Consider the following 26,630-nt stretch of genomic DNA (forward strand, 5'->3'; position numbering starts at 1 on the left):
ACACCACGCACAGACACAATCTCCGATCACTCCGACACGAAGATCATCCCACACCCGGCGCACTCACCACTGGAGACCAAGGCCCCGCGCAAAACAAGTTCGCCCCATCGAGCTCGTCGCATTGCCGCGGATCGGGCCCGATGTCGCCGCTAGGCGACGAGGCGTCCGATCCCGGTCGCCGAGGTCGCCGCCAGGCGACGAGGCGGGTAGTCCGGTCGCCGAGGTCGCCCGCCAGTCAACAAGGCGTCCACCCCGTCGCGGCCGCAGACGAGCCTTTCCCGTAGCCAACCCTGGACCACAACCCACTTATTGTCTACGCTCGTAGAATGACCAGGGTTTCCGCGCTGCCGACCACCGTCACCCCGCCCACCGCCGAGGTGACCGGCCCGCCCGTCGTGCTCATCCACGGCTTCACCTCCTCCGGTGCGGTCGACTTCCCCGCCGAGCGCTGGGCCGCCCCACTGGCCGCCGCGGGCCGCGAGACGGTCGTCGTGCACCTGCCCGCCCACGTCGGCGGCCCCGCGGTCGCCTCGGCGGACGAGGTCACCACCGGCCAGGTGCTCCAGCGCATCGCCGAGGCCATCACCGCCCCCGAGGTCGACCTCGTCGGCTACTCCCTCGGCGCCCGCATCGCCTGGGACCTCGCCGCCCTCCTCCCGGTCCGCCGCCTGGCCCTCGGCGGCCTCAGCCCGATGGAACCCTTCGCCGCCGTAGACCTCGCCGCCGCCCGCGCCGCGGCCCAGGGCGGTCCCCAGCCCACCGACATGCTGACCGGCATGATCACCAGCATGGTCACCGCCCCCGGCCAGGACACCGAGTCGCTGCTCAACCTCATCGAAGGCCTCGCCCGCGAACCCTTCAACCCCGCCGCGGCTACCCCCCAGGTCCCCACTCTCTTCGTAGCGGGCGACACCGACCCCATGTCCCAGGGCGTCGACCACCTGGTCTCCCTCGTCCCCAACGCCACCCTCCAGCGCGTCCCCGGCGACCACATCTCCGCCCTCGCAGGCGACGACCTCCGCGCCGCAGTCTTCACCTTCCTGGGGGTCTGACCATCGCGGGTTGGTGGGCGTGCCGCCGCCCACCAACCCGCGATGACCTGACCGAGCACCGTCCGCCCGCTGGTCCCTCGGGCGCCCACGCCGATCCCGCGCCGTCGACGTCGAACGGCTCGTCAATGGCCGGAGGATGCCGAGGCGGCGCGCGCGTTGACGTCCGCCAGTGGCTCGCAGTCCTGGCCTCGACCAGGACTGCGCCGTCGATCCACTGATGCGCGGCCACCGCCGCGAGCGGAGCGAAAACCGTTGCCCACGGCCGGGAATTCGGCCATAGTAAGATGCGATGATCGCGCTTCGGTATGGACCGCGCGCCACGGAGCCACGCCGTTTCTCGTGGACCTCCCAGCCGAGTTCGTTGTGCTGAAAGGCTGTTCCTCCTTCGTCACCCATATCGCCGACGTGGATTTCGCGGCACTGTCGCCCTTCCTGCACCCGCCCCCGGGCGGGGTCCCTGCGTGAAGGAGTGACCAGTGAGACGAGATCGGGTGTGGCACGTCGTGCTCGCCGTGGGGTTGGTGGTGGGTGGTGCGGTTCCGGCCACTGCCGCGGAAGGGGTGGTGTTCGGGGCAGATCGGCCGGGGGCCATTGAGGGCAGTTACATCGTGGTGACAAAGGATCGCGCGGTGGGTGCTAAGTACGGCGCCGTCGTCACTGCGACCTGGGAGCGTGCGTTAAGCGGGTTCGCCGCGCGCATGGATGCCGCAGACGCGCGCAAGCTTGCTGCGGATCCGGCGGTGGAGATGGTCGTGCAAGACTCCGTGGCCACGGTTGCCGGGGAACAGCCGAATCCGCCGAACTGGGGACTCGACCGGATCGATCAGCGGGACTTGCCGCTGGACGGCACCTACCGCTACAGCGGTACCGGCGCGGGGGTGACGGTCTACGTGATCGACACCGGGGTGCGCACCAGCCATAGCACCTTCGAGGGCCGGGCCAGCTGGGGCACCAACACCATCGACACCAACAACACCGACTGCCACGGCCACGGCACCCACGTCGGCGGCATCATCGGCGGCCGCGAGTACGGCGTCGCTAAAGCGGCCAAGATCGTCGCTGTGAAGGCGTTGAACTGCGCGGGATCCGGCTCCAACAGCGCCGTCATCAGCGGCATCGAGTGGGTCACCAAGAACGCCGTCAAACCCGCCGTGGCGAACATGAGCCTTACGAGCTCCGCCGACCCGGCCATGGACGCCGCCGTGCGCAAATCCATCGCGTCCGGCGTCACCTACGCAGTCGCCTCCGCCAACGACGGTAAGGACGCTTGCAACTCCTCGCCCGCGCGGGTCACCGAGGCCATCACCGCCAACGCCGTCGACAAGAACGACGCTAAGCCGACCTTCTCCAACTTCGGCCCGTGCACAGACCTGTTCGCCCCCGGGGTGGGCATCCTCTCGGCCTGGAAAGACAACGACAACGCCACCTACACCGCCAGCGGCACCTCTATGGCCGCACCCCACACCGCAGGCGTCGCTGCCATCTGGCTTGGTGCCCGCCCCGCAGACACCCCAGCCCAGGTCCACGCAGGCATCGTTGCCGCAGCCACCCCAGACAAGGTGACCAACCCCGGCGCCGGATCCCCCAACCGCCTATTGCACGCCGCGCCCACCCCACAACCGTTGGCGCTACCGAACCCCGGCAACCAAACCAGCCCTATAGACCGCCCAGCCACCGTCGGCCTAAGGGCAACCGGCGGGACCACCCCGTACACCTGGACCGCATCCGGTCTACCTGCCGGGATCGAACTGAACGCCGCAAGCCTCACCGGTACTCCCACCGCAGAAGGCACCAACACAGTCGCGGTAACCGTCACGGATGCCGCAGGCGCCACTGCGTCCACAACCTTCACGTGGACCATCACCGCTGCGAGCGACCTAAGCGTGCTCGATCCCGGTGACCAGACCGGCAAGGTAGGCGAAGAGACCGGCATCAAGATCTCCGCGAGCGGCGGCACAGAGCCCTACACCTGGACCACAACAGGGCTACCTGCCGGAGTTAGCGCTACCACCGGCGGCAACGTCGTCACCCTGTCCGGCATCCCCACCACCGCCGGGACGACGACAGTTGTGGCCACCGTGCGCGACAACGCAGGCGCCACCGCGTCCACCACCTTCACTTGGACCATCACCGGCGGCTGCCCAGGCGGCCAGAAGCTGACCAACCCCGGCTTTGAGTCCGGCACCACCGGCTGGACCGGCACCACAGCGGTCATCGGCCAGCACGCGGCCACGGGCCAACCCGCCCACAGCGGCATGTGGAGCGCGTGGCTCGGCGGCAAGGGCAGGGCCAACACCACCACCGTCAGCCAGACCGTCACCCTGCCCAGCGGATGTGCCAGCCACCAACTGTCCTTCTGGCTGCACATCGACACCGCCGAACGCGACGCCCGGATCTGGGACCGCTTCGCGGTGGCGGTGGGGGACAAGACCCTCGCCACCTTCTCCAACCTCAACGCGGCCACCGGGTACCGGCAGTTCACCTACGACCTGTCCGCGTTCGCGGGCCGGTCGGTGCCGGTCACCTTCACCGGGCTCGAGGACAGTTACCTGCGGACGTCGTTCGTCCTCGACGATGTCGTTGTCACCGCGGGCTGACTGTCCCGGGGCGGGGCCGTGGGCGATTCCGGTCGGCCACGGCCCCTGCCGCGTACCATGACCCGGGTGGATCTTGAGGTCCGACACCTGCGTGTTCTCCTCGCCGTGGCCGACGAGGGCAGCATCACCCGCGCCGCCGCCGTCCTCGGCCTGTCCCAGCCCTCGCTGACCGCCCAACTCCAGCGGATCGAGCGCACCGTCGGCGAACCGGTCTTCGTGCGCGGCCGCACCGGCGTGCGGATCACCCAGTTCGGCCGCGGCCTGCTCAGCCGGGCCCGCGCCGTGCTGCGCGAGATGGACCACCTGCTGGTCACCTCCCTGCCCGCCGACCGCCGCGAACTCGCCATCGGCGACGCCGGGCTGCTGCTGGCCGCGGTCGTGCCCCGGCTGGAGCGCGACCTGGCCGCCGCAGGCACCGCGATGAGCATCCGCGTCCACCTCGACCCCGCGGCCGCCGCCCTGGTCGCGATGCTGCGCTCCGGCAGGCTCGACACCGCGATCATCAGCGACGTCATCGGTTTCGAACTGCCCAAGACCGCCGCCGTCCACCGGGTGACCGTCGTCCCGGTCGAGCCCGTGTTCATCGCCCTGGCCGCCCACCACCGCCTCGCCGCCCGCCCCGCGGTCGACCTCGCCGACCTCGCCGACGAGGCCTGGATCATCAACCCCCACGACAACCCCGGCTGGATGGCGTCCGTCCGCGCCGCCTGCGCCCACCGCGGCTACCAACCCCGCATCGCCTACGAGAGCAGCCACATGGCGGGCGCCCGCGCTTTCGTCGCCACCGGCACCTGCGTGGCCATCGCCGACCCCCTCTCCACCGAAGACCCCGGCGTCGTCTTCCGCCCCCTCATCGGCGACCCGATCCGCGGCCGCATCGACCTGGCCTGGGTCGACCAGTGCCCGGTCCCCGCCGACCTCCTGCGCCGGGTGGTGGCCGAGGAGTACCGGGCACTGGTCGAGCGCAACGCCGGATACCGCCGGTGGTGGGCCGAACACGGGCAGATCCTGGTGTGACCCCCGGGGCCGCCAACCAGGTCAGACGGCTTCGAGCGCGAAGAACAGGAAGCTCAGGAAGGCCCCGGAGGGGAACGGCGACATCTCTTCGGGGAAGAGTTCACGTGCTTCCGGCACCGCGGGCGGCTCACTGATGACAGTCGTGCGGAACCCGGCCGCGGTGAAGGCGTCGGTCATCGCGTGCAGCGGTCGGTGCCAGTAGGTGAGCACGGCCTCCTGACCGTCGAAGGTGTACTCGTCAGACCACTTGCTGGTCGCGAAGTAGTCCGCTTGGGGATGCAGGATCTTGAACATGATGGGGTGGTTGACGACCACGACCAGCCTGCCGCCGGGCTTGAGCACTCGCCGCAACTCGGCCAGCGGTGCGGTCCAGTCCTCCAGGTAGTGCAGCACCAAAGCCGCAACGACAACGTCGAACGCCCTACCCGGGTACGGCAGCGGCTGACCAATATCAGCCACCCGCAGATCCACGTCGTCACCGAGCCGCTTCCCGGCCAACTCCACCATCTTCGCGCTGCGATCGAACCCAGCCACGACGGCGCCCTTGTCACGCAGCGCCTCAGCCACCGCCCCAGCCCCACACCCAGCGTCAAGAACCCGCAGCCCACCCACGTCCCCGACCAGGTTCACAATCGCAGGCCGGGCGTAGTAGGCATTGATGAGACTCGTCTCATTCTCGACCGTGTACGCCTCAGCAAACCTGTCGTAGTCGTTCTCCACAGCCACGTCGGCAGACCTCCCAGGATCAGCAAGCACGGTTCCCATCCTGCCGAATGATCATCCGGGATGCCACGAGCCCGCCCCGGACCGGATAGGCGACCCGACCCCGGGACCCGGCCCGACCCGCCTGGCAGGCACCCGGCTGTAGCCGTCGCGGTACTGGCTGAGCCGGTCACTGCTGGGGCCGCCCGCCCTGTCATGGTTGGTTCGGTGATCTGGTTTGCCGCGGCGTCGAATCGGTCGGGACTTAAGTCCTCACCGGGCATGTCACTGGTCGCGGGCCGGAGGTCCGGTGCGGACCTAGAGTGAGTGGTGCAGCGGTCCGACCTGAGCGGGAGATGTGATGGGGATCCGGGTGTTCCTGGTCGACGACCACGAGATCGTGCGGCGTGGGGTGGCTGAGTTGCTCGACTACCCGGACATCGAGATCGTGGGTGAGGCGGCGTCGGTCAGTGAGGCGTTGGTGTTGGTCCCCGGGGCCAAGCCGGACGTGGCTGTTCTCGACGTGCGGCTCCCCGATGGCACCGGGGTCGAGCTGTGCCGTGAATTGCGCTCGGTGATGCCCGATCTGCGCTGTCTCATGCTCACCTCCTACGCCGACGACGAGGCCCTGTTCGACGCGATCCTGGCGGGGGCGTCGGGGTTCGTGTTGAAGCAGGTGCTGGGGACGGACCTGGTCGCGGCGGTCCGGACGGTGGGTGCGGGCGGGTCGTTGCTGGATCCCCGGACAACCGCGGCGCTGCTGGACCGGATCCGCCGGGAGCGGACCGAAGACGATCCGCTGGCGACACTGACCGATCAGGAGCGGACGGTGTTCGAGCTGATCGGTGAGGGGTTGACCAACCGCCAGATCGGGGAGCGGATGTTCCTGGCGGAGAAGACGGTGAAGAACTACGTGTCGCACCTGTTGGCGAAGTTGAACATGCAGCGGCGCACCCAGGCCGCTGTGCTCGCGGCGGAGTTGCGACGAGGACGGTAGTGGGCCGCTTACCGAAGCGGCGTGGTTGTCCACAATGCCTTGGACTGTCCACGGGCTTCGGTTGCCAATGCCGGTTTGTCGGGCCCCGCTGGCCGACTCCATATCGAGGGTGCTTGGTTTAGTTGATCTTGCCAGCGGTCCGGATGTGCGTCAGCCGAGGGGGACGCGCCAGTGGATCTGGGTGCCGGTGCCGTTGGGGCCCGGGGTGATCTCGCTGGTGCCTTGGCATTGGCGGGCTCGGCGGGTGAGGTTCTCGAGGCCGCTGCGGCGGGTGGGGTGGCCGATGCCCTTGCCGTCGTCGGTCACCGCCACCAGCAGGTCGTCGGCGGCGGAGACGATGACGGTGATGGTGCGGGCTTGGCTGTGCCGCACGGCGTTGCTCACCGCTTCCCGGAGCGCGGCGAGGGCGTGGTCGCCGACCTCGGGTGGGACGAGGGTGTCGATCGCCCCGGACATGCTGACCGAGGGGGTGATGGGGTGGTCGGCGGCGATCTCGGCGACGGCGTCGAGCATGCGGCGGCGCAGCGAGGTGGGGTCGTCGACCGATTGCAGGTCGAAGATGGAGGTGCGGATCTCGCGGACGGTCTGGTCGAGCTGTTCGACCGACCGGTGGACGCGGGCCCGGACCTCGGGGTCCTCGATCCGGCGGAGCGTGCCCTGCAGGCTCATGCCGGTCGCGTAGAGGCGCTGGATCACGTGGTCGTGCAGGTCCTGGGCGATGCGGTCGCGGTCGGCGAGCACGTCGAGCAGGCGCTGGGAGCGCTGCTTCTCCGCCAACTCCAGGGCCACCGCCGCCTGGCCCGCGAACGAACCGAGCAGGGGCACCCGGTCGGCCGGGAACGGCGCCGCGCCCTTCTGCCGGGCGGTCACCAGGACGCCGCCGGTACCGCTGAGCGGGACCAGGACGCAGGGGCCGAGCAGGTCGGCGACGCGCCCGCCCGCCGTCTCGACCCCCAGGTCGGTGACCACGCGGGGCGCCTTGGCGGCGGTCGTCTCCTCGATGAGCGGCCCGAGGGCGGACACCTCGAGGTCGGTGAGCTGCTCGCCGAGCCGACCGGTGGCGGCGCCGACGCGCAGGAGCTCGTCGGCCTCCAAGAGGATCAGCACACAATCCGCGTTGGTGAGCTCGGCGACGCGCCGGGCGATCAGGTCGAGGGACTCGCGTTGCGACGCTCCGCGCAGCAGTCCCTCGTTGACCTCGGCGGACGCGGCGAGCCAGCGCTCGCGTTCGCGGGAGCGCTCGAACAGCCGGGCGTTCTCCACCGCGACGCTCGCGGCCGAGGCGAGGGCGCTGACCACGGCCTCGTCGTCGGCGGTGAACTCGGCGTCGCCGCGCTTCTCGGTGAGGTAGAGGTTGCCGTAGACCTCGCCGCGGATCCGGACGGGGACGCCCAGGAAACTGCCCATGGCGGGGTGGTTGGGCGGGAAGCCGACGGAGGCGGGGTGCTTGGTCAGGTCGGAGAGCCGGATCGGTTCGGGGTGCTCGATGAGCAGGCCGAGCAGTCCACGCCCCTCCGGCAGGTGCCCCATCAGGGCCCGCTGCGCCGGGTTGATCCCGACGTTGACGAAGCGGGCGAGGCCGCCTGCCTCGCTGAGCACGCCCAGCGCGCCGTAGCGGGCGTCGACGAGGTTGACCGCCGCTTGAACAATCCGCTGCAGGGTCGAGTCGAGCTCCAGCCCGGCACCGACGGCCATCACGGCGTCGAGCAGGCCCTGGAGGCTGTCGCGGGTGCTCATCACCGCGCCGAGGCGTTCGTGCAGCTCCCCCAGCAGCTCGTCGAGCCGCAAGCCGGAGAGCAGGCCCCGGGTGATGGCCCCGTCACCCTCCACAGCATCCACTCCTCGCTCGTCCCCGGCCGGTGTGCGTAGAGAGGCTCCCACGGGCGGGGTGGAGCGGCAATCAGCCCCTTGGGCACAAGCCCACTTAGGTCGCGGCGCGGACCTGGGCCCGCACGACACCGGGGACGGCCTCGGCGAGCACTCGGGCGACGTGGTGCTCGGTGGCGTCGTCGAAGGTGTCGGTGATGGTCGCCTCGCCGTCGCGGACGGCGACGGTGTAGCGGTCCGGACCCCCGTAGGTGCCCAGGTGCCTGCGGACGTCGGCGGCGATGCGGTCGTCGGCGCGGGCCAGGACGCGGACCAGGTCGGCGCGGGTGATGACGCCGACGACCTGCCCGCCGTCGACGACGGGCAGGCAGCGGCTGCGGTCCTCGAGCATCGTCCGGGCGACCACGGCGACGTCGGTCCCCGCCCCGATGCCGACCGCGGGAGTGGTCATCACCGCGCCGACCGTGCGCGGCGGGGGCGTCGGCGCGCCGTCGAGCCCCCGGGTCCTGGCGTCGGCCGGGATCCGGTCGCGCACCACGTCGGCCTCGGTGACCATCCCGACCAGCCGGTCGTCGTCGACCACGGGCAACGCCGTGAAACCGTGCCGTGCCAACAGCGTTGCGGCGTGCTTGACGGTGTCCTCGGGGCTGACGGCGATGACCGGTGTGGACATGATCTGGCGAGCGCGCATCGTGGTGTCCCTTCCTCTGCCTGCGCCTCCACGCTAGGTCCACGAGGGGTGCGGGTACCGCGGTCGCCGGTCCTCATCTGACCGGGACCTTCGGACCACCAACCCGGAACTCAGGCCACGCCCGCCGCCTCTCGCGGACGAACCGCTGGATCGACCGCGTGGAGTGCTCTGGATGCGGGTTCTGTCGCGCCGTCCCTCGGCGGCGTGGTCGCAAAAGTGGGAGACCACGCCGCCGAGGCGAAACGACTAGCGGGGGAGTGTGCAGCCCGGTCGCGTTAGGACGAACTGGTTGCCCGCGCCGATGCAGGCCACGATGTCGTAGGTCTCTTGGGCGTAGCCGATCCCCGAGCGGACCGTGATCTGCCCGGTTTGCGACACCTCACACGGGTTGTTCATCGTGCACCGGCCGCCGCTTTCGTTGATCGTGTTGTTGACGCCCACGACCTTCCCGGCGGTGTCGATGATCGGTGAGCCCGAGGTGCCGCCGATGACGTTGCAGGGGCGGGTGTAGCGGATCGAGTCCTTCCAGGTCCAGCTGCCTTCCTTGAGCTGGTAGGCGAATCCGTCCACCGCGCAGGTGTAGATCCGCTTCCAGTACCCGGACACCACCTGGATCCCGGTGCCCTGCGCGGGCTTGCTGGCCGACAGGTCGAGCGCGCGGGAGCGGTACTGCTGCTGGATCTGCGCGTAGGTCGAGCTGAGCTGGTAGAACGCCGCGTCGGTGTTCTTCATCGTGGCGTAGGCGAGCTTGGTGGCCCGCAACGTGCCCAGCGACTGGCCGGACCCGCCGAGCAGGGTGAACGTGCGGCTCGACGCCTGGTTGACGATGACCTCGTTGGCGCCCATCAGTTTCACGCAGTGCCCGTTGGTCAGCACGAGGGCCGGGTCGCTGTCGACCGCCGCGGGCGGGCGCACCACGGAGCCGGAACAGTTGTCCAGTGCCACGATGCCGGTGAAGTCGGCGTAAGCCGCCGCACTGGCCGGGGAGACGACCACAGCCGCCGCGGCCAAAGCGGTGGCGAGTACGCCAACCACTCGCTTGATCATGGAGATGTCCTTCCGGTAGCAGGGTTACCACCAGAGAGGGTTGACGCCCGGGCATTCACTCACCACCTCCGTTCGGGTGGCAACGAGGCCGGACAATCCTGGTCACGCAGTCTGAAGAGGATGAATCCGGCGCGTGAACCCTTCACCCTCAACGCGTTCACAGTTGGCGAGCCCGGGATCGGTTTAGTGGCAACGGCGAACCCCGGAAACAGCCGCGGCCCCTCCCGGTGTGGGAGGGGCCGCCGCGGCGCTGTCTTTACGTGGTGGCCTTACTTGGTGGCGAGGGCCTTGAGGCCCGCGTAGTCACCGGCGCCCAGCAGGCGGCGGGAGGTGTCGCAGGGGGAGCTGGCCGGGGTCATGGTCTGGGTGGCGTTGTTGGTCTGGTCGACGTGGCCCAGGCCGGCGGTGTGCAGGCGCTCGTGGGTCAGGGTGGTCTCGAGGTCGTACTGCTGGCCGGTGCAGTTCGCGGGCTTCGAGGTGAACCAGGTGTAGGCCACGTTGTCGATCAGCGTGTCGGAGGCGATGACAACACCCTTGGCGTTGTAGTAGGTGCAGGTGTAGGCGAGAACCTTCGACGGCAGGGTGCCCCAGCCGGTCACCGACTTGTTGTCGTTACCGGTGCACGTCGCGGTGGCCGAGACCTGCGGCTTGAGGGTCGTGGTGCCGCCGTAGGTGTAGGTCGAGGTGGTCAGGTTCGCCAGCCCACAGCGGTTGGTGCCCTTGGCGACGGTGTTGGTGGAGGCGGTGATCGCGTCCAGCGCGGTGGAGGCGATGTTGGCCGGGACGCCGGCACCGTTGTACAGCCAGTTCAGCGTGCCGACCTTCCAGGTCTTCAGCGCGTAGGTGGTGTCCTCACACGCCGAGGCGGCGGAGGCGGCGGTGACAGCGGCGGTGACGGCGTCACCCTCGTCGTAAGTGAACGCCTCGGCGACCAGGAACACCTGGTCGTCAGCGGTGGCCAGCGAGGTGACCGGCTGACCGGCGAGGATCACCGAGGCGGCGGCCAGTGCGGTGGCGGCGAGGGTGGTGATCGAGCGGCGCATCCGAGGCTCCCTGGTCTGTTCTGGCTGGTTGACACAAGATTCGAGCCCCGGGGGAGCGGGTCGGTTACCGCGACGGGTGCGACTCGGGTGCACGGCTCAGCCGCTACGTCAAGCCGCCGAAACTACGAGGTTCAGCGGACCCGGCGACCCCCACACGGGGCCGGAAATCGACAGCGGGCGACGAGTTCGGCCGGATTCACCCACACGGCGACTGGGTACTGTAAGAAATGACCGAAATGTCTGCTAATCGGAATGGATGATCATGGCCCTCGACCCGACCGCCCGCCGTCCGCTGCGCCTGATGGTCGTGGCGGGCGCGCTCGCCATGCTCCCGCTGCTGGCCGCCTGCGGTGACGACGACGATGACGACGATGACGACGACGGCATGCGCGCCCAGCCCCGTCCGGCCGCCGTGGCCACGCTGGCGCGGTAGTACAGCCCCGGCCCACTGTCAGTACTGCCCATCGCGAGGGAGCCACAGCTGGGCCGGTTCCCCCGCGGCACTGTGTTCCGGCGCTGGAGCACGTCCGCCACCACGTCGGATTCCACTGCCGCACGGCGATCCCACCGCGACACGCCGCTTATCGCGTACCCCACCAACGCCGCTGGTGGGGTACGCTGACGTCAAGGGCTCGCCGATCGCCCGCGGTTTCGCGGACGCGATACCCGGCTTGTCCGGCCCAACCAGAGGTCGGAACTCAGCGGTCAGACATCCAGCGCGGCTGGACATCCTGCGGTCGGAACGGGGCACCGGCGCTCCGCCGGACCCCCAGCCCTGGTCCTGAACAACCACGGCCGCGGCAGCCCGCGCCCCGTTGTTCACCCCCCCAGCCAGGAGGCCCGCCGCAGCGCATGACACGCACCGACGCACACCGTCACCCCAGGACAACCACCGCCACCAGGGCGGGCGCGCCGACCCAGCGGGGCAAGGGCAGCGCCCCCGCCCCGCCGACCGAGGTCGCGCACCCGCTCGGCAGTGCCCTCGTCGGGTACGTCAGCGCGGTCGCCGAGCTGCTCGGTGTCCCCGAGGACGGCGTCACCTGCGAGGTCACCGACACGGTCACCGCCTACCTGGCGCTGGGCTGCCGCGCCGAGGCGCACCCGGACCGCGACGTCATGCTGGTCTGGGACGCGCGCGGCTGGTCCGTGCTGGTCGAGACCGACCCGACGGAGCCGCCGATCGTGCTGTCACCGCCGGACGGGGACCTGGTCCCCGACCCGGCCGAGGTGGCCCGCCTCGTCACGGTCGCCGTGGCCAGGCGCGCTCCCCGCACCACCGTCAGCCCCACGCCGCACCCGGTCGACTGGTCCGATGTCGTCGACCGCATGCGCCGCCACGGCTGACCCACCAACCCATCACGAACAACAGCTAAGAGGCACCGAATGACTCCTGCACCGCCCAAGGGCAAGACGGCACCTGTCGTGTTCAGCCACCCCACCACCGAGGACCGGGGCGTCACCAAGAACCCCGGCAGCGCGCCGATGCCGCGCTTCGAGTCCTCATCGGACTCCCCGCGCGTCCCGGACTGGTCCAACCCGTGACCGCCGCCCCCGATGTCCGAAGTGGACCAGTCCGGTCCGGCTCGATCGCGCTGCACCCGTGGCGGCTCGACGACACGGCCGACGCGCTGGCCGTCTTCGGGGACGCGGGGGACACCCGGTGGCCAGGTCCCCAGCTCGACCGGGTACCCGACCTGGCCACCATGCGAGAACTGCTCGCGCGCTGGATCGACGAGGACGCCGCACTGTGCGCCCCGCACGGCCGGTGGGCCGTGCGGCGGCTCGACGACGACCGCCTGATCGGCGGCGCGTCCCTGCTGCGCCTCCCACCCGGCGACGAGGACACCGGCATGGCCTGGCAACTGCACCCGGGCACCGCCAGCGCGGACGTCGCTGGCGAGTGCGCGTTCGCCCTGGCGTCGCTGGCCTTCGACCACGGCCTGGACGAGGTGTTCGCCCTCGTCCGAGCGGGCGCCGACACCACCGCCATCCGCCGCAACGGCATGTACTGGGTCGGCGAAACGGGCAAGTACTTCGGCCTCGACCTGCAGGTCTACCGACTACGCGCACCCGACCTGGACCGCATGGCCGCCGAGGGCCACCACCTGGACCCCTAGGTCGCCCGCCCTACGCCCGCCGGACCCGCACCTATGCCGGGGACCCCGCGCTAACGACGACCGGTCCGCGCCTCAGATCAACTGGCCACTCCTTGGCCATTGGGCGCTCAAAGCCCGGGACGCCACGTCAACCCCCGCCAAGCCCGGCCCAGGCCCACCTGGGCAGCCATGGACAGTACGAAGGTCCAGGCCAGCCCCTGTCAGGACTGGCCCTGACCCAGGAACCCCGCCACTGGACGCCTCAGAAGCCAGGGTGCCATCCCACTTCGGCCAGGTCCCGCCCAGCCCGCCCGAGTCGGCCCTGCCAGCCCAGCCCGGGACACTCGGACCAGCGGCGCCATCTCAGCCCACCGAGTCGGCCCTGCCAACCCAGCGCCTGGACACTCGGACCCAGCGGTGCCAGCCCGGCCCTCCCGTCAGGTCCGCCCCAGTCCACCTAGCCGACCCCTGGACACCCGGCAGCCGCTGGGTCCTGCTCGCCCCGCAAGATCATCTGCCGCAAGAGCCCCCGATATACAGCCTATCGAGGAAGCCCGACAGAACCCGGGGCAGCGATTATGGCCTGTGGACACCAGAACACGTTGTGGACAACCGCCCGCAAGCCCAGCCCCTGGACACTCGGAGCAGCCGGTGCCAACTCGGCTTCCGTCAGGTCTGCCCCAACCCACGTGGCCGACTACCGGACACTCGGACCCAGCGATGCCATCCCAACTGCCGTCAGGTCCGCCCTAAACCCACCTGATCAGCCGTGGGCACTCGGAGATCCGGTGCCATCCCGGCCCGTTCTCGTCGGCCCTGCCAACTCAGCGCCTGGACAGTCGGACCCGGCGGTGCCAGCCCGGCCCTCCCGTCAGGTCCGCCCCAGCCCACTTTCTCAGCGCCTGGACAGTCGGAGTCGCTGGTGCCAGGTGCTCGATGGGGTGGACCTGTTTTGTGTGGGGGAGCGGCACCCGTAGCGTTTCCGCGCGGCAGGGCCTGCTTTTGGGCCCCTGCTTTGCGGTTCTGCCACGGGTGTCGTAGGGGCCCCGCGCAAAACAGGTCCACCGCATCGAGCTCGTCGCATTGTCGCGGATCGGGCGCCGAGGTCGCCGCTAGGCGACGAGGCCGTCCGATCCCGGGTCGCCGAGCTCGCCGCCAGGCGACGAGGCCGACCCGCACACCGCGAAGTCGTAGGCGAGCCGACCCCGAGCGCCACCCGCAGGCTCACCCGGACCCGGCCCCGCGTCACCTCAACAGCGTCAGAGCACCCGCACAGACACAGCCTCCGGACCCTTCCGGCCCTCGCCCACCTCGAACTCAACCCGCTGATCGTTGGCCAAGCCCGTGTTGTCGTACCCCTCGATCGCCGAACGGTGCACGAACAGGTCCGCGCCACCGCCGCTCGGGGTGATGAAACCGAAACCCTTGGTCCCGTTGAACCACTTGATCGTGCCGGGGGTCATCGTGCTCATCGGTGTGCTCCTTGGCTCGACCACGGCGAGTCGACGCCAGGGAGGGGACTTTCGACCTGCGCGACGGGCTCGGGCCCGGCGATGCCCAACATGGACAGCAGCACACCGCGGTCCTCGGCGTTGAGCGAGTGCTCGGCGACCGTGCGGGCCGCGCGAACGCGTTGCACCGCCTCGGCCTTCTCCGCGGCCGCCCGGCCGTCGGCGAACCCGGCCGCGCCGCGCGGACCCCGGTTGGCCCGGGTGGCGGCGGGGGAGGTCAGTGGTGGGTGTGACGTGGCGAGCTGGTAGTCCGGCGGCAAGCCGGTGCTCCCGTCCCCGGCCGCGGTGACACGGCGACCGGTCTCAGTCGGGGCCCGAGTCGGCTGGATGCCAACACCTGGCACCCCGACCGCCCCGACAGTACCGCACCGGTCCCGGCCGGGACACCGTCGACCCGGCCCGACCAGGGCCGCACCCGGACGGCCGAACGGACCCGGATCGCGTTCCCGGCCCCGGGTCCCCGACCACAATGGACCTGATCCAGAATGCGCGTTGCCCGATGGGGCGAACTTCCCGGTGGCGGGGCGCGCGCGACACCGGTGACCGGACCGGGGGCCGGGGCTGGGAGGACGGCCCGCTCGGCCGCCGACCGGGGCCACGGCTGTTGCTCCTGCGCGCAAAGGAAGTCCGCGCCGATCGAGCGGGCCGCACGCCGACCACCTCAGGTGGGTCTATTCGGCCGTGCCGGCATGGTCGTGGCCGCACCGGGTGGTATAGCCTCGCAGGGAGCCCCACCGCAGACAGGGGGGTATCAGGATCGACGTGGCGGCCACCGGGCCGGTGTCGCCGGTCCGCCCACCCCCCGACCCGCTCCGTCGCGCCGCACCCGTCTCCCGGTGGGTTCGGTGTGCGTCCGGCGCCGTGCCCCGCGGTGGCCTGCCGCCGCGTGCGTGCCCCACCACACCCCAGATCCAGCAGTCCAGGTCCGCGGCGTGCTGCGCCTGTCCAGAGAAAGTCACCTCACCATGAGTGCTTCCCCCGTGTCCGACGCACACGCCGCGCCACCGCAGCGCGGCAGTGACTTCGCCGAGCTGTCGCGCCGGATCAAGAGCGAGGGGCTGCTGAACCGGCGGCACGGCTACTACGCGGTTCGGATCGCGACCAACGTCGCCCTGCTCGGCGCGGGGATCGCCGCGTTCGTGCTGGTGGGGGACTCCTGGTGGCAGCTGCTCACCGCGGTGCTGCTGGCCGGGGTGTTCACCCAGTTCGCCTTCATCGGCCACGACGCCGGGCACCGCCAGATCTTCGGCACCCGCCGCGGCAACGACGTCATCGGCTACACCCACGGCGCGGTCACCGGGATCAGCTTCCAGTGGTGGGTCGGCAAGCACAACCGCCACCACGCCAACCCCAACCACGAGGACGAGGACCCCGATGTCGACATCATGGTGCTCGCCTTCAGCGACCAGCAGGCGCTGACCAAGAACGGCGTGGCCCTGTTCATCACCAAGTACCAGGCGTTCCTGTTCTTCCCGCTGCTGCTGGCCGAGGCGATCATGCTGCGCATCGCCAGCGTGCAGGCGGTGCTGCGCCGCGAGATCAAGCCGTTCCGGCTCGAGGGCGTGCTGATCGCCGCGCACATCGTGGTCTACCTCAGCGCGGTGTTCCTGGTGCTGTCCCCGCTCAAGGCCGTCGTGTTCATCCTGGTGCACCAGGGCCTGATGGGCGTCTACCTCGGTTGTTCCTTCGCGCCCAACCACAAGGGCATGCCGATGCTGACCAACGAGGACTCGGTGGACTTCCTGCGCAAGCAGGTCCTCACCTCCCGCAACATCCTCGGCGGCCGCTGGATCGACTACCTGTTCGGCGGGTTGAACTACCAGGTCGAGCACCACCTGTTCCCGAACATGCCGCGCTCCAACCTGCGCCGCGCCCAGCCCCTCGTCGAGGAGTTCTGCGCCCGCCGCGGCATCACCTACACCCACTGCGGGATCCTCGCCTCCTACAAGCAGGTCCTGCGCCACCTCCACTCGGTCGGCGCCCCGCTGCGCGCGCCCCGCGAGTTGGTCACCAGCTAGCACCACCGCACACGGCCCGCCCGGCGCAGGGGTTTCCCCTCCCGGGCGGGTTGTGCGTGTGGTCTGCCCAGCGACGCGAGTACCAACGGGTTCCATGGCGAAAGCGCGGATCGTCCACCCCGCGCCCCGCGGTGCCGTGTGGACGGACACCGCCACGGCGCGTGGTACCGCGCGCGGGGCCGGGAGCGGCATGGGGACGAACGACGGACTCGGCGGACGCCGCGACCAGCAGCCCTCCGCGAGCAGTGGGTCGAGGCGGAACCGCCCACGCGGGATCTGATGTTCTGCGGCTACTGGCGGCGCCGCGCCTGACGCTCGGTACGGTGCTTGCACCGACCGAGGCTTGGGGGCCGCCATGCTCGCGCACGTCCGACAGCGCTGATGGACGTCCTCACGGCCCTCGGCAAGCTGGTTCCGGTGGTCCTCGCCTTCGGGGCAGGCGCGTTGTTCGCCCGCCGCAAACTGCTCCCCGCCGAGGCCGCGGGCTACTTCACCGACTTCGCCTTCCTGTTCGCCATCCCGTGCTACCTCTTCGGCAAGATCTTCCTCAGCGACCTGGGCCACCTGTTCGACGTCCGGGCGATCTCCGCCTACGCGGCCAGCGCAGCGCTCTGCGTCGTCCTCATCGGACTGCTCGCCAGGGGCAGCGCCAAGGTCCGGGCCCTGCGCGTGATGGCGGCGGTCCAGGTCAACACCGCCTACTTCGCGGTCCCCGTCTTCGTCATGCTGTTCGGCGACGCCGCGCCGATCTTCCCGATCCTGCTGCTGCAGGTCTGCCTGCTGTCCACGGTCATCCTCACCACCCTGGAGTTCGGCGGCCCCGGCAGCACCCCGCGCAAACTCGCCCGCGCGATCTGGGCGTCCCTCAACACCCCAGTCGTCCTAGCCTGCAACCTGGCGATCCTGCTGAACCTGCTCTCCGCTCCGATCCCCGCCACCCTCTTGTCCGCCCTGTCCTTCGTAGGCGACGCGGCGGCCCCCATAGCCCTCTTTGCACTGGGCCTCTACCTCGGCAGCACAGGCCTATCGCTGCGCGGCACCACCCGCACCGAATTCGCCCTCATCACCTTCAAGTGCATCGCCTTCCCCCTCATCACCCTCTTCATCAGCCGCTACGTCTTCCACGTGACCGGCGACTGGCTCAAGTACCTGGTCCTCATCGCCGCCATGCCGTCCCCGCAGAACCTCTTCGTGTTCGCCCAGCGCTACAACACCGACGTCGAGCTCGCGGCGTCGATCGTGGTCAAGAGCTCCCTGCTGGCCCTTCTTCTGCTACCCGTCTGGGTTCAGTGGGCTTCTTAGGTCCCGCAGAAGGTCTGGTAGTCGCCGAAGTCTTGAGGGGCGGGAGTGGCGTAGCGGGTAAGAGCGGCGTCCTCGGTGTAGGGACGGGTGATGACGCTTAGCAGGCTGTGGAACGGGTCCATGTCGCCCGCGGTCGCGGAGGTGAGGGCTTCCTCGACGAGGTGGTTGCGGGGGATATAGAGGGGGTTGACGCGGTCCATGGCATCCGCGTCCGGGGTGAGCGGACGCCAGCGGGCCAGCCAGGCGTCGATGGCGGCCAAGTCCAGGAAGACTTCGCGCGCAGGTTCGGGATTACCGCGGGCGGCGGCGGACAGGTTGCGGAAGAACGACGTGTAGTCGACGTGGTTCTTGTGGAGAAGAGCCAGGAGATCGTCGATCAGCGCGGGTGCGTCAGGGACGTCCGGGATGCCCAGCTTGGCGCGCATGCCAGCCAGCCAGTGGCTGTTGTAAGTGGCGCGGAACCTGCCTAGCGACTCCAGCGCGAGCTCTATCGCCTTGTCCTGGTCAGAGTCGAACAAGGGCAGCATGGCCTCCGCCAGACGCGCGAGGTTCCACTCGGCGATGGGGGGCTGGTTGCCGAACGCGTAGCGGCCACCGTGGTCGATCGAGCTATAGACAGTGCCGGGGTCGAACGACTCCATGAACGCGCAAGGCCCGTAGTCGATGGTCTCCCCGGAGATCGTCATGTTGTCGGTGTTCATCACCCCGTGCACGAACCCCACCAACATCCACCGCGCCACCAACGACGCCTGCGCCGCGACCACCGACTCGAGCAACCCCAGATACCCCTCCGCACCCGGGTAGTGCCGCTCGATCGCGTGATCAGCCAACCGCCGCAACAGCTCCACGTCGTCGGTCGCCCGCGCGTACTGGAAGCTCCCGACCCGCAGGTGACTGCTCGCCACCCGCGCCAACACCGCCCCCGGCAACACCGACTCCCGCGCCACCGCCCGCCCCGTCCCCACCACGGCCAGCGACCGGGTCGTGGGGATCCCGAGCGCGTGCATCGCCTCGCTGATCAGGTACTCCCGCAGCATCGGCCCCACCGCCGCGAACCCGTCCCCACCCCGCGAGAACCTGGTGCGCCCCGAGCCCTTGAGGTGCAGGTCACGCAGCGTCCCATCCGCGTGGACGAGCTCCCCGAGCAACAACGCGCGCCCATCGCCCAAACGGGGGGAGTAGTGCCCGAACTGGTGACCGGCATAGGCCTGCGCCACCGTGTTCACCCCATCGAGAGCCCCACTGAGATCCCCAACGAGCAGCCGCACCCCTTCCGGCCCGCGCAGCCACCCCGCGTCCAGCCCCAACTCCTCGGCTACCGGCTCGTTCAACACCAGCAACTGGGGCTCGGCCACGGGCTCGGCCTGCCAGGGAAGCGCCATCTCGGGCAGCGCACGGGCGAAGTGGTCACTCAGCGAAGGCCTGCTCACCCCACCAACGGTACGTGCCATCTCCGGTTGCCAGTACGCGCCAGGTCCGGTGATACTCCCGCCATGACCTCCGGAAGGGCCGCGACGGCCCCCACCTGGTGAGCCCGTCCGCGCCGAGCGTCGACCTCGGCCCGCTCTCCGCACTGCCGTACCCGGATCGCGCCCGCGCCCTGGCCGATCACGCGCGGTCACTATCTGCTGGACGCTACGCCGCCGTCCGCGCCGAACTGGTGGCAGGCAACGCCGAGGAACGCCACCTGGCGCTCCACTTCGCAGTCGCGCGCCACGACCTCGCCGCGGTCGCCGACGCGCTGGCCGACCCCGTGGTGCGCCGCCGTGCCCTCGCCGCGGCGATCCGGCTCCCCGTCCCGGACAGCGCCCTGGCTGCCCTCGTGCGCGACTCCGTGCCACGAGCCGACCGGATCGCGCTGTACGGGGTCCTGCGCCGATCCCGCCGCCGGGACCTCGCGGACGCCCTGCTGCCCGAGGTGGCCAGCCGTTTCGGCGACGACGACGTCGCGCGGTTGCTCCCCGCCTGCTCGGCGGAAGCCGTCAGCCGGGTACTGCCAACGATCGGTACGACGCCCGCTCTGCTGCGCGCGCTGATCCCCATCGCCCCGCACGCTGTGGTCGCCGCCCTGGCCGAGGGAGCCAAGGTGTTCTCGCGCTGGCGGCAAGCGGACCTCGAAGAGCTCCTCTCGATCGTCGCTGCGCGTGAACCCGAGTCGCTGATCAGCGAGGACACGCTGTGGCGCAGGTACAAGTACCTGCCCGAGGTGCTGGCGGCGGTCCTGACCCGCTCCGAGCTCCTGCTCGACCCGGCGGACATCAGCCCGGGCTCGCTGTCGCTGCCCGACCGCGAGCTCACCCGACAGGCGCGGCGGTCGCTGTCCACGCGGACGGCCGAGGAGTTGGCGTCGCTGCTGCCCTGGTTCGTGGGCCGGGACCGGGCTCGCCTCCTGGCCACCGCGCCCATCGCCCGCCGTCGGGAGATCCTCGAACTCGGCTACGACAGCCTGCTCGACAACGTCGGTCCGGCTGAACTCCGCCTGCTGCCCGACGCCGACCGGCTTGAGCTGTGCGCGGCGATCCTGGAGCGACCCGACTCGCTGCGGGTGGCACGGCGGCGTGAGGTGACCGCCGTCCTTCCCTATGCGCGCGCGAAGGCCACGCTGCTGGCGGGCACCGGGGCGCACTCCGCCGAGGAACGCGCCGCGGGCTGGCGGGCCGCGATCGAGTGCGCCGCGAACGACCCCGACCCGGGTGCGCTGGCCGATCTCATGACCCACAGCGACCGGGCGTGGCGTGACGCGCCCGCGGTCGTCCACGCCGCGCTCGGGGCGATCGCGCGGGTGCCGGTCCGGCTGCTCGCGCCCCTGCCTACCGAGGTCCCGCGCGCGGCCATGACTAACGCGAAGCTCGTCGACCCCGGGCACCTCGCGCCGCTGCTCGACTGGGTGGGCAGGCTGGTCGAACACGCCGACGCCGACGGCAGGCGTGCGCTGCTGCCTCTGGTGGTCCAACTGACGCGCGACCGACGCACCGCGGGCTGGGCACTTCGGCTGCCCGTCGGAATGGGGCAGAGCCTGTGGGACGAGCTGCGCGCCGCGGACCAGGAAACGGTCCTGCGGCTGGCAGAGCTGCTCGGTCCGGACCTCGCCACCGTGCCCGAGCTGGACGACCGGGTGCGGGAGATCGCGTTCTCACGAGGTGAGGACGCCGAACGGGCGGCGGTGCTCTGGACCCGTTCCACCGCGCCACGCGAAACCCGGGTCGGCGAGCTGGTGGCGCACGACCCGAAGTTGGGGAGGGTCCCCGAACTGTGGTCCGTGGTGTCCCGGCGGCGCACCGACCTGGTCGACCGCTTGCTGGACGCACCGTTGCCGCACTACGCGCCGAGCACCGCGTTCCGGTGGACCGCCGCGCAACGTGGCGCGGTGAGTGCCGCTGCTGGGCGAGTGGCGCTCGACCAGGACATCGATCTGGGGGACCGGGTTGCCGCGGTGCGCTCGATCACCGACCTCGACACGGTGCTCCTGCTGGTCGAGTCCCCGCTGCCCACCCTGGCCGCGGCGGCCGTCCGCCGCCTTGGTGCGCGTGGCGACCCCCGGGTGGCGGTTCCGCTGCTGGTCCAGCACGCGGGGCGGTCCGACAGCGTCGTTGCCCGTGCCGCGGTCCAGGCGGTGCGCGTCGCCGCGGCGACCCTGCCCGACACAGATGTCCTGGCCCTGCTGCGACCTGTCGTGCTCGACCGCGGCGGCTCGGTCGGCGCGGCTAAGGAGGCCGTGCGCTTCCTGGCCGATCTACGCGGGGCGCCCGTGGTCGACCTCCTCGTGCAGGCCTGGGCCGATCCGGCGACCCACCGCGACGTCCGGGTGCTCCTCGTGCGGGCCGCGCTGCCGTTCCTGGCCGACCCGAGGATCCCGCCGCTGCTCACCGAGGCGGTCCACGGACCGATGGAGGTCCGCACGCCGGTGCTGATCACCCGCCGCGAGCAGGTCGCCGAGCGCCACCGGCCGGTACTGGCCGGGATCATCGCCGCCGGGCTGGCCACGACCGAGGAGCGGCGCCTGGAGCAGCTCATCGAGGCCTACCGGCGGTGGTGGCGCGACGACCGGTCCGGGCTGGCGCGGATCGGGGAGCTCGCCTTGGCGCCCTCGATCGAGGTGTTCGGCTGGGCGGCCGACCTGTTCGTCGAGGCCGCGGTGGCCGGACACGCCCTGCCGGTGCTCGACGATGTCCTGCACTCGTGGACCACGAGCGGCGATCCCGAGGCTTGGCAGCGGCTGAACGCGTTCGCGGGGCGCCTCGACCTGCGCGCGAACACGCGGCTCGACCCCGCGACCACCGAGGTGCTCCGCCGGGTCACCGCGGCCTGCCGCACCCGCGGCCTCCACGGCGCCGCCGTCAGGCTCCTGCGCAGGCTCGCCCTGGAGACCCTGTTCCAACCGCGGCTCAGCACTGCGGTCTGGCTCGAACTCGCCGCCGTCGACCACCCGGCGGCGTACTGGGGCTGGGGGCTCCGCCCGTCGGAAACACCGTCGTTGGAGCGGGTGCGCGAGGTCCTCGAACTACTGGCCACCCAGCCCGAGACCCTCGCCGCCGCCCTGGCCGTCACCATGATCGACTTGGGCGTGCGCGCCGAGGGCATGACCCCACAGTGGTCGGACCGCCTCGCCGTGTACCGGGCCCACCCCGACCCGTACGTACGCGAGTCCGCCATGCTCGTGTGCGACAAGAGCTCGCGGGCTCGCCTTTAGATCCCTGTCGGCCAGTCCGAGTCCGACGGTGGCACCTGGACAGATCACCTTGCGGAACTCGTGGACTATAGGTGGATGACAGTGCACCGCGTCGTTCCGGACCTTGCCAGTACCTCCCTGGAAGCGGCCATCCGCTTCTACACCGGCGTCCTTGGGATGGAGGTCGTCATGGATCACGGGTGGATAGTCACGCTCGCGCAGCCCGGTCGCCCCGAAGTTCAGCTCAGCCTGATGACCCACGACGCCACTGCGGGCGTGATCCCCGTGGCGTCCATTGAGGTCGATGACGTCGACGCTGCCTATAGGGCGGCGCTACAGACCGGCGCTGAGATCGTCCACGAGCTGACCGCCGAACCCTGGGGTGTCCGCCGGTTCTTCGTCAAAGACCCCGACGGCAACGTCGTCAACATCCTCGGACACTAGAAGATCGACCACCCCGTGATGCTGGTGAATGCCGACAGCGCCAACGCCCCGGCGACAGAGTTACCGTGGGAATCCAGTGCCGGCCCCCAAGCGCACAGCACCCCTCTGCCGGGGATCACCGCGAGGATCCCGCCCCCGATCCCGCTCTTAGCCGGAAGACCGACGGCGTAGGCAAAGTCCCCAGCAGCGTCGTAGGTGCCGCACGTCAGCAACGTGGCGTTGAGCCGAGTGGTGTCCGCGGCCGACAGCAGCCGGGATCCGTTGGCGCGGATGCCACCCCGGGCGAGGAACAGCGCGGCCGTGGCCAGTTGGCCGCAGGTGGCGGCGATCGCGCAGTGCCACGTGTAGTGCTCAAGCACATCCTCGACCGGGTGGTGCAGGTTGCCGTGGTCGGCGATCAGGTGCGCGATCGCGCTGTTGCGGTGGTTGTGGGCCTGCTCGTCGGCCGCGACGACGGGGTCGAAGTGGGGGCCACCGCCGGACTCGGTGTGCAGGAGGTCGAGGACGGCGGCTTTGGCGTTGCCGGTGATGCCCAGCAGCCGGTCGGTGACCACGAGCGCGCCCGCGTTCACGAACGGGTTGCGCGGGATGCCGCAGTCACCGTCGAGTTCGGACAGGGAGTTGAACCGGTGCACCGAGGGCTGGCGGCGCACGCGCGACCACAGCGCCTCGCCGTCGTGGGCGAGGACCAGGGCGAGGCTGAACACCTTCGACACGCTCTGCACGGAGAAAGCCTGGTCCCAGTCGCCGACCCCCTCCAGTTCGCCGTCCACGCCCGCGAAGGCCAGCCCGAACCGGTGCGGGTCCACCCTCGCCAGGGCCGGGATCGCCGAGGTCACCACGCCCGTCGTGATCCGGCCGACGGTCTCGTGCACCTCGGCCAGCACGTCACTCAACTCCACGACGCAGAGCGTGGTGGACCCGGCGGCCCCCGGCCAATAGGGGAAATCCCTTACCGCCGCGCCAGCCGCGCGACCAACTGCGCCCGCGAGTGCACCCCCAGCTTCCGGTACACCCTGGTCAGCGTCGCCTCCACGGTCTTCACGCTCACGCTCAGCGCCGACGCCGCCTGCTGGTTGGTCGCCCCGGCGTTCACCAACTCGGCCAGCCGCGCCTCGGTGCGGGTCAGGTCGCCGTCCATCGGCTCCAGGTGCCGCAGCCGTTGCGCCGCGAGCGCCGACCACGGCCGCGCGTCGAGCCGGTCGAACAGTTCGGCCGCCTCCACCAGCACCGACCGCGCCGACCCGCGCCTGCGCGCCCGCCGCTGCACCGACGCCAGCGCGAGCAGCGTCCGCCCGGCCTCCACCAGCAGCCCCAGCGCGGTGAACCGGCCCGCGACCGAGCGCAGTTGGGCCGCCGATCCCGCGGCGATCCCGGCGGAGCGGTCGAGCATCGCCACCACGCCGTCGCGACCCAGCTCCACCGCCCGCTCCCTGGTCGTCACCAGCAGCGGCTCCGCGGTCGGGTCACCCACCGCGATCAGCGCCTCGGCCAGGTCGGCGTGCCACCGCAAGATCGACGGGTCGCCCACCCGCTGCTCGTCCTCCAGTTCGCGCACCCGCGACAGCACGGCCACCGCCTCGTCGGACGCGGCCGTCACCAGCCGGACGACGCCGAGCGCGTGCAGGCACCGCGACAGGTAGATCCGGTCCTGCTCCTGCTCGGAAGCGACCGCGCCGCGCCGGGCATAGGCCACCGCCCGCTCGAACGTCCCGCCCGCTGTTTCCGCTACCGCGGCCGTGTACCAGGCGGGCCCGGGGGAGAGGCCCGCCGAGGCGGTCAGCTCCAGTGCCCGCCGTGCGTAAGAGAGCGCGGGACCGCAACGCCCGGCGCGCCCGTCGACCTCAGCTAGCGACCGCAGGACGTCCACTACGTCATCGACCGCACCCGCCCGCTGCGCCGCCGGTAGCAGTACCAGCAGCCGAGAGCGCGCCACCGTCAATCGGTCGTCGAACACCGCGTGCCGGACGGCCAAGTACTCCGGAGTGTCGTGCACGTCGATCCCGGCGCCCGCCAGCGCTAGCGCCTCATCGAGCGCGGACGAGTCCGGCAGGCCAAGAACCCGTTCCATCCGCGCCTGCACCGTCAACGCCCGCGCGCGCACGGCCATGTCGTGCACGGTGAGGCCCACCGCTTCCCGGGCTAGGTCGCGTGCCGTGACAGGGTCACCCGCGATGTTGGCGCGCACCGCCTCCCACAGCCGCACCACCGCGATCAGGTCCGGGTCGTCACCGGCGTCGGCCAGCGCCGCGGCGAGCTGATCGTCCACATCGGTCATCGCTTGGCCTGCCGAGTCCGCCAGGGCCAATCGGACGCGCAGGCGCTGCCTCGGGTCGGTGCTGCGGTCGAGGACCAGCCGCGCCGCGTTCCAGGCGCGCTCGGCGAGCCCGGAGTGGCCCGCGTCCACCGCCGCGTCGCCCGCCCGGCGCATCAGCGTGTCCTCATCGGCCGGTGGTGTCCGCTGCGCCGCGAGCAGGCTCAACTCGGCCGCCAACCTGCGATTTCCCTGGTCGCGCACCACAGCGGCGGCCTGTTCGAGGTCATCGGCGAGCTCCTGGTCGGGGACCGAGACCGCCAACGCCCGGTGCCGGGTCCGCTGCACGGGGTCGTCCACGGCGTGCGCGAGGTCCCGGTGCAGGGTGAGCCGGTCCGCGTACGGGATGTCGGCGGTCAAGGTCGCGGCCACCGCCCCGGCCGGGAACGAGACGCCGTCGAGCTCGTCCACCACGACCAGGTCATCGACCTCGGCGAGGTCCACGCCGCCCGCCCGGTGCAGCACGGCCAGCGTGGGCCGCTCGGCGAGCGCCGCCAGCCGCAGCGTCCGCAGCACCGCCGCGTCCAGCTCGCCCAGCCGGGCACCGATGGTCCGCCGGACCGCCTCGGGCAGCGGAACCGCCGCGACCGGTCCCCGCCCGGCCAGCGCCGCGCCGAACTCCAGCGCCAGACCCGGGTTGCCGCCGCTGAGCGCGTGCACCCGCCCCGCCCAGCGGTACCGGAAACCGTTGTGGGCCAGCAGTTCGGCCACATCGTCCGGACTCAACGGCGACAGCGGCCCGCGAACGGCCTCCTCACCGCAGATGGCCACCCCGCGCACCGGCCGCCGGTTCGCGCGCTCGGCGACCACAACCCGCAACTCCGGTGCGTGCCGAATCGCGAACCCGATCAACTCGGCGCTCACCTGGTCCAGCCACTGCGCGTTGTCCACCACCAACAGGCCCGACAGCGCCCGCATCGTCTCCACCGCCAGAGCCCGCCCCTTGAGCCCATCACCGGCGGGCAAGCACGGCAGGCCTGCCGCCGCCCGCAGCTCCGCCAGACCGGCCCCGGGCACGTCCGCGTCGGCGGGCTGCGGCGCGAGCACCAACGCCGTCCCGGCGCGCTCGGCGAGGGCCGTGGCCAGGGCGGTCTTGCCGATCCCGGCCGGGCCGTAGAGCACCACCCGGGCGCGGTCGTGCTCGGCCACGCGGACTCCGACAAGGGGCATCGGCCCATCTTGGGACGTCGGCGCGGCCCTGAACAGCATCAATTCGATGAACGAGGGGTTTCCCGCATTTCGGGCAGGTTCGCCCCCTCCCTAGCTTCGACGACACCCTGCAACCGACTCCGACGGAGTTACA

22 protein-coding genes are annotated in these 26,630 nt (G+C 70.9%); 12 read left to right on the top strand and 10 right to left on the bottom strand.

Annotated features, from left to right (window positions below; all coding sequences use genetic code 11):
- Positions 1–326: 326 nt before the first annotated feature.
- From LV75_RS25015 to LV75_RS25025, 3 genes are all read left to right on the top strand, one after another.
- The gene (locus tag LV75_RS25015; RefSeq protein WP_253889452.1) at positions 327–1,052 is read left to right on the top strand and encodes an alpha/beta fold hydrolase; all 726 of its coding nucleotides are present in this window, start codon (positions 327–329) and stop codon (positions 1,050–1,052) included.
- A gap of 476 nt (positions 1,053–1,528) precedes the next feature.
- Positions 1,529–3,649: a S8 family serine peptidase gene (locus tag LV75_RS25020; RefSeq protein ID WP_253889453.1), complete on the top strand. Its 2,121-nt coding sequence runs from the start codon at positions 1,529–1,531 to the stop codon at positions 3,647–3,649.
- A gap of 66 nt (positions 3,650–3,715) precedes the next feature.
- Positions 3,716–4,666, top strand: a complete 951-nt coding sequence (locus tag LV75_RS25025; RefSeq protein WP_253889454.1) for a LysR family transcriptional regulator — start codon at positions 3,716–3,718, stop codon at positions 4,664–4,666.
- A gap of 21 nt (positions 4,667–4,687) precedes the next feature.
- Here the strand turns inward: LV75_RS25025 and LV75_RS25030 are convergent, their stop codons facing one another.
- Complete coding sequence (locus tag LV75_RS25030) at positions 4,688–5,431, bottom strand: class I SAM-dependent methyltransferase (RefSeq protein ID WP_253889455.1); 744 nt, start codon at positions 5,429–5,431, stop codon at positions 4,688–4,690.
- A gap of 298 nt (positions 5,432–5,729) precedes the next feature.
- On the opposite strand from LV75_RS25030, the gene LV75_RS25035 reads away from it, so the two are divergent.
- On the top strand, positions 5,730–6,365 hold the full coding sequence (locus LV75_RS25035) for a response regulator (RefSeq protein WP_253889456.1): 636 nt from the start codon (positions 5,730–5,732) through the stop codon (positions 6,363–6,365).
- Positions 6,366–6,515: 150 nt separating this feature from the next.
- Here the strand turns inward: LV75_RS25035 and LV75_RS25040 are convergent, their stop codons facing one another.
- From LV75_RS25040 to LV75_RS25055, 4 genes are all read right to left on the bottom strand, one after another.
- Entirely contained in the window at positions 6,516–8,195 is a 1,680-nt protein-coding gene (locus tag LV75_RS25040) for a sensor histidine kinase (RefSeq protein ID WP_253889457.1), read from the bottom strand.
- Between the two features lie 94 nt (positions 8,196–8,289).
- The gene (locus tag LV75_RS25045) at positions 8,290–8,883 is read right to left on the bottom strand and encodes a CBS domain-containing protein (protein ID WP_253889458.1); all 594 of its coding nucleotides are present in this window, start codon (positions 8,881–8,883) and stop codon (positions 8,290–8,292) included.
- 246 nt (positions 8,884–9,129) lie between these two features.
- Positions 9,130–9,930 (bottom strand): S1 family peptidase, encoded by an 801-nt coding sequence (locus LV75_RS25050; RefSeq protein WP_253889459.1) that lies wholly within the window; start codon positions 9,928–9,930, stop codon positions 9,130–9,132.
- 269 nt (positions 9,931–10,199) lie between these two features.
- On the bottom strand, positions 10,200–10,973 hold the full coding sequence (locus tag LV75_RS25055; RefSeq protein ID WP_253889460.1) for a peptidase M10A: 774 nt from the start codon (positions 10,971–10,973) through the stop codon (positions 10,200–10,202).
- Between the two features lie 262 nt (positions 10,974–11,235).
- Here LV75_RS25055 and LV75_RS25060 point away from each other — a divergent pair, with 262 nt between their 5' ends.
- The 4 genes from LV75_RS25060 to LV75_RS25075 all read left to right on the top strand — a co-directional run bounded on the left by LV75_RS25060 (position 11,236) and on the right by LV75_RS25075 (position 13,090).
- Positions 11,236–11,406 carry a hypothetical protein gene (locus LV75_RS25060; protein ID WP_253889461.1) on the top strand — a complete coding sequence of 57 codons (171 nt, stop codon included), beginning with the start codon at positions 11,236–11,238 and terminating at the stop codon, positions 11,404–11,406.
- 419 nt (positions 11,407–11,825) lie between these two features.
- Positions 11,826–12,317: a DUF6292 family protein gene (locus tag LV75_RS25065; RefSeq protein ID WP_253889462.1), complete on the top strand. Its 492-nt coding sequence runs from the start codon at positions 11,826–11,828 to the stop codon at positions 12,315–12,317.
- A gap of 39 nt (positions 12,318–12,356) precedes the next feature.
- Positions 12,357–12,515, top strand: a complete 159-nt coding sequence (locus tag LV75_RS25070) for a hypothetical protein (RefSeq protein WP_253889463.1) — start codon at positions 12,357–12,359, stop codon at positions 12,513–12,515.
- On the top strand, positions 12,512–13,090 hold the full coding sequence (locus tag LV75_RS25075) for a GNAT family N-acetyltransferase (RefSeq protein ID WP_253889464.1): 579 nt from the start codon (positions 12,512–12,514) through the stop codon (positions 13,088–13,090). The genes LV75_RS25070 and LV75_RS25075 overlap by 4 nt, the downstream gene beginning before the upstream one ends.
- A gap of 1,238 nt (positions 13,091–14,328) precedes the next feature.
- On the opposite strand, the gene LV75_RS25080 is transcribed toward LV75_RS25075, so the two are convergent.
- Both LV75_RS25080 and LV75_RS25085 read right to left on the bottom strand, forming a co-directional pair.
- Positions 14,329–14,532, bottom strand: a complete 204-nt coding sequence (locus LV75_RS25080) for a cold-shock protein (protein ID WP_253889682.1) — start codon at positions 14,530–14,532, stop codon at positions 14,329–14,331.
- 5 nt (positions 14,533–14,537) lie between these two features.
- Positions 14,538–14,840 carry a hypothetical protein gene (locus tag LV75_RS25085; protein WP_253889465.1) on the bottom strand — a complete coding sequence of 101 codons (303 nt, stop codon included), beginning with the start codon at positions 14,838–14,840 and terminating at the stop codon, positions 14,538–14,540.
- 705 nt (positions 14,841–15,545) lie between these two features.
- Here LV75_RS25085 and LV75_RS25090 point away from each other — a divergent pair.
- Positions 15,546–16,598, top strand: coding sequence for a fatty acid desaturase family protein (locus tag LV75_RS25090; RefSeq protein WP_253889466.1), 1,053 nt, complete (start codon positions 15,546–15,548; stop codon positions 16,596–16,598).
- Between the two features lie 381 nt (positions 16,599–16,979).
- The gene (locus tag LV75_RS25095; protein WP_253889467.1) at positions 16,980–17,900 is read left to right on the top strand and encodes an AEC family transporter; all 921 of its coding nucleotides are present in this window, start codon (positions 16,980–16,982) and stop codon (positions 17,898–17,900) included.
- On the opposite strand, the gene LV75_RS25100 is transcribed toward LV75_RS25095, so the two are convergent.
- Positions 17,897–19,330, bottom strand: a complete 1,434-nt coding sequence (locus LV75_RS25100; protein WP_253889468.1) for a protein adenylyltransferase SelO — start codon at positions 19,328–19,330, stop codon at positions 17,897–17,899. The two genes, LV75_RS25095 and LV75_RS25100, sit on opposite strands and share 4 nt — an antisense overlap.
- 98 nt (positions 19,331–19,428) lie before the next feature.
- Between LV75_RS25100 and LV75_RS25105 the strand changes: the two genes are divergently transcribed.
- Together LV75_RS25105 and LV75_RS25110 are read left to right on the top strand one after the other, a co-directional pair.
- Positions 19,429–22,590: a hypothetical protein gene (locus LV75_RS25105; protein WP_253889469.1), complete on the top strand. Its 3,162-nt coding sequence runs from the start codon at positions 19,429–19,431 to the stop codon at positions 22,588–22,590.
- Positions 22,591–22,665: 75 nt separating this feature from the next.
- Complete coding sequence (locus LV75_RS25110) at positions 22,666–23,013, top strand: VOC family protein (RefSeq protein ID WP_253889470.1); 348 nt, start codon at positions 22,666–22,668, stop codon at positions 23,011–23,013.
- Here LV75_RS25110 and LV75_RS25115 read toward each other — a convergent pair.
- Together LV75_RS25115 and LV75_RS25120 are read right to left on the bottom strand one after the other, a co-directional pair.
- Positions 23,010–23,915 (bottom strand): glutaminase, encoded by a 906-nt coding sequence (locus LV75_RS25115; RefSeq protein ID WP_253889471.1) that lies wholly within the window; start codon positions 23,913–23,915, stop codon positions 23,010–23,012. The two genes, LV75_RS25110 and LV75_RS25115, sit on opposite strands and share 4 nt — an antisense overlap.
- A gap of 50 nt (positions 23,916–23,965) precedes the next feature.
- The gene (locus LV75_RS25120; protein WP_253889472.1) at positions 23,966–26,497 is read right to left on the bottom strand and encodes a helix-turn-helix transcriptional regulator; all 2,532 of its coding nucleotides are present in this window, start codon (positions 26,495–26,497) and stop codon (positions 23,966–23,968) included.
- Positions 26,498–26,630: the final 133 nt, after the last annotated feature.

This window comes from Actinokineospora diospyrosa, assembly GCF_024171925.1.
GTDB classification, from domain to species: Bacteria; Actinomycetota; Actinomycetes; order Mycobacteriales; family Pseudonocardiaceae; genus Actinokineospora; species Actinokineospora diospyrosa.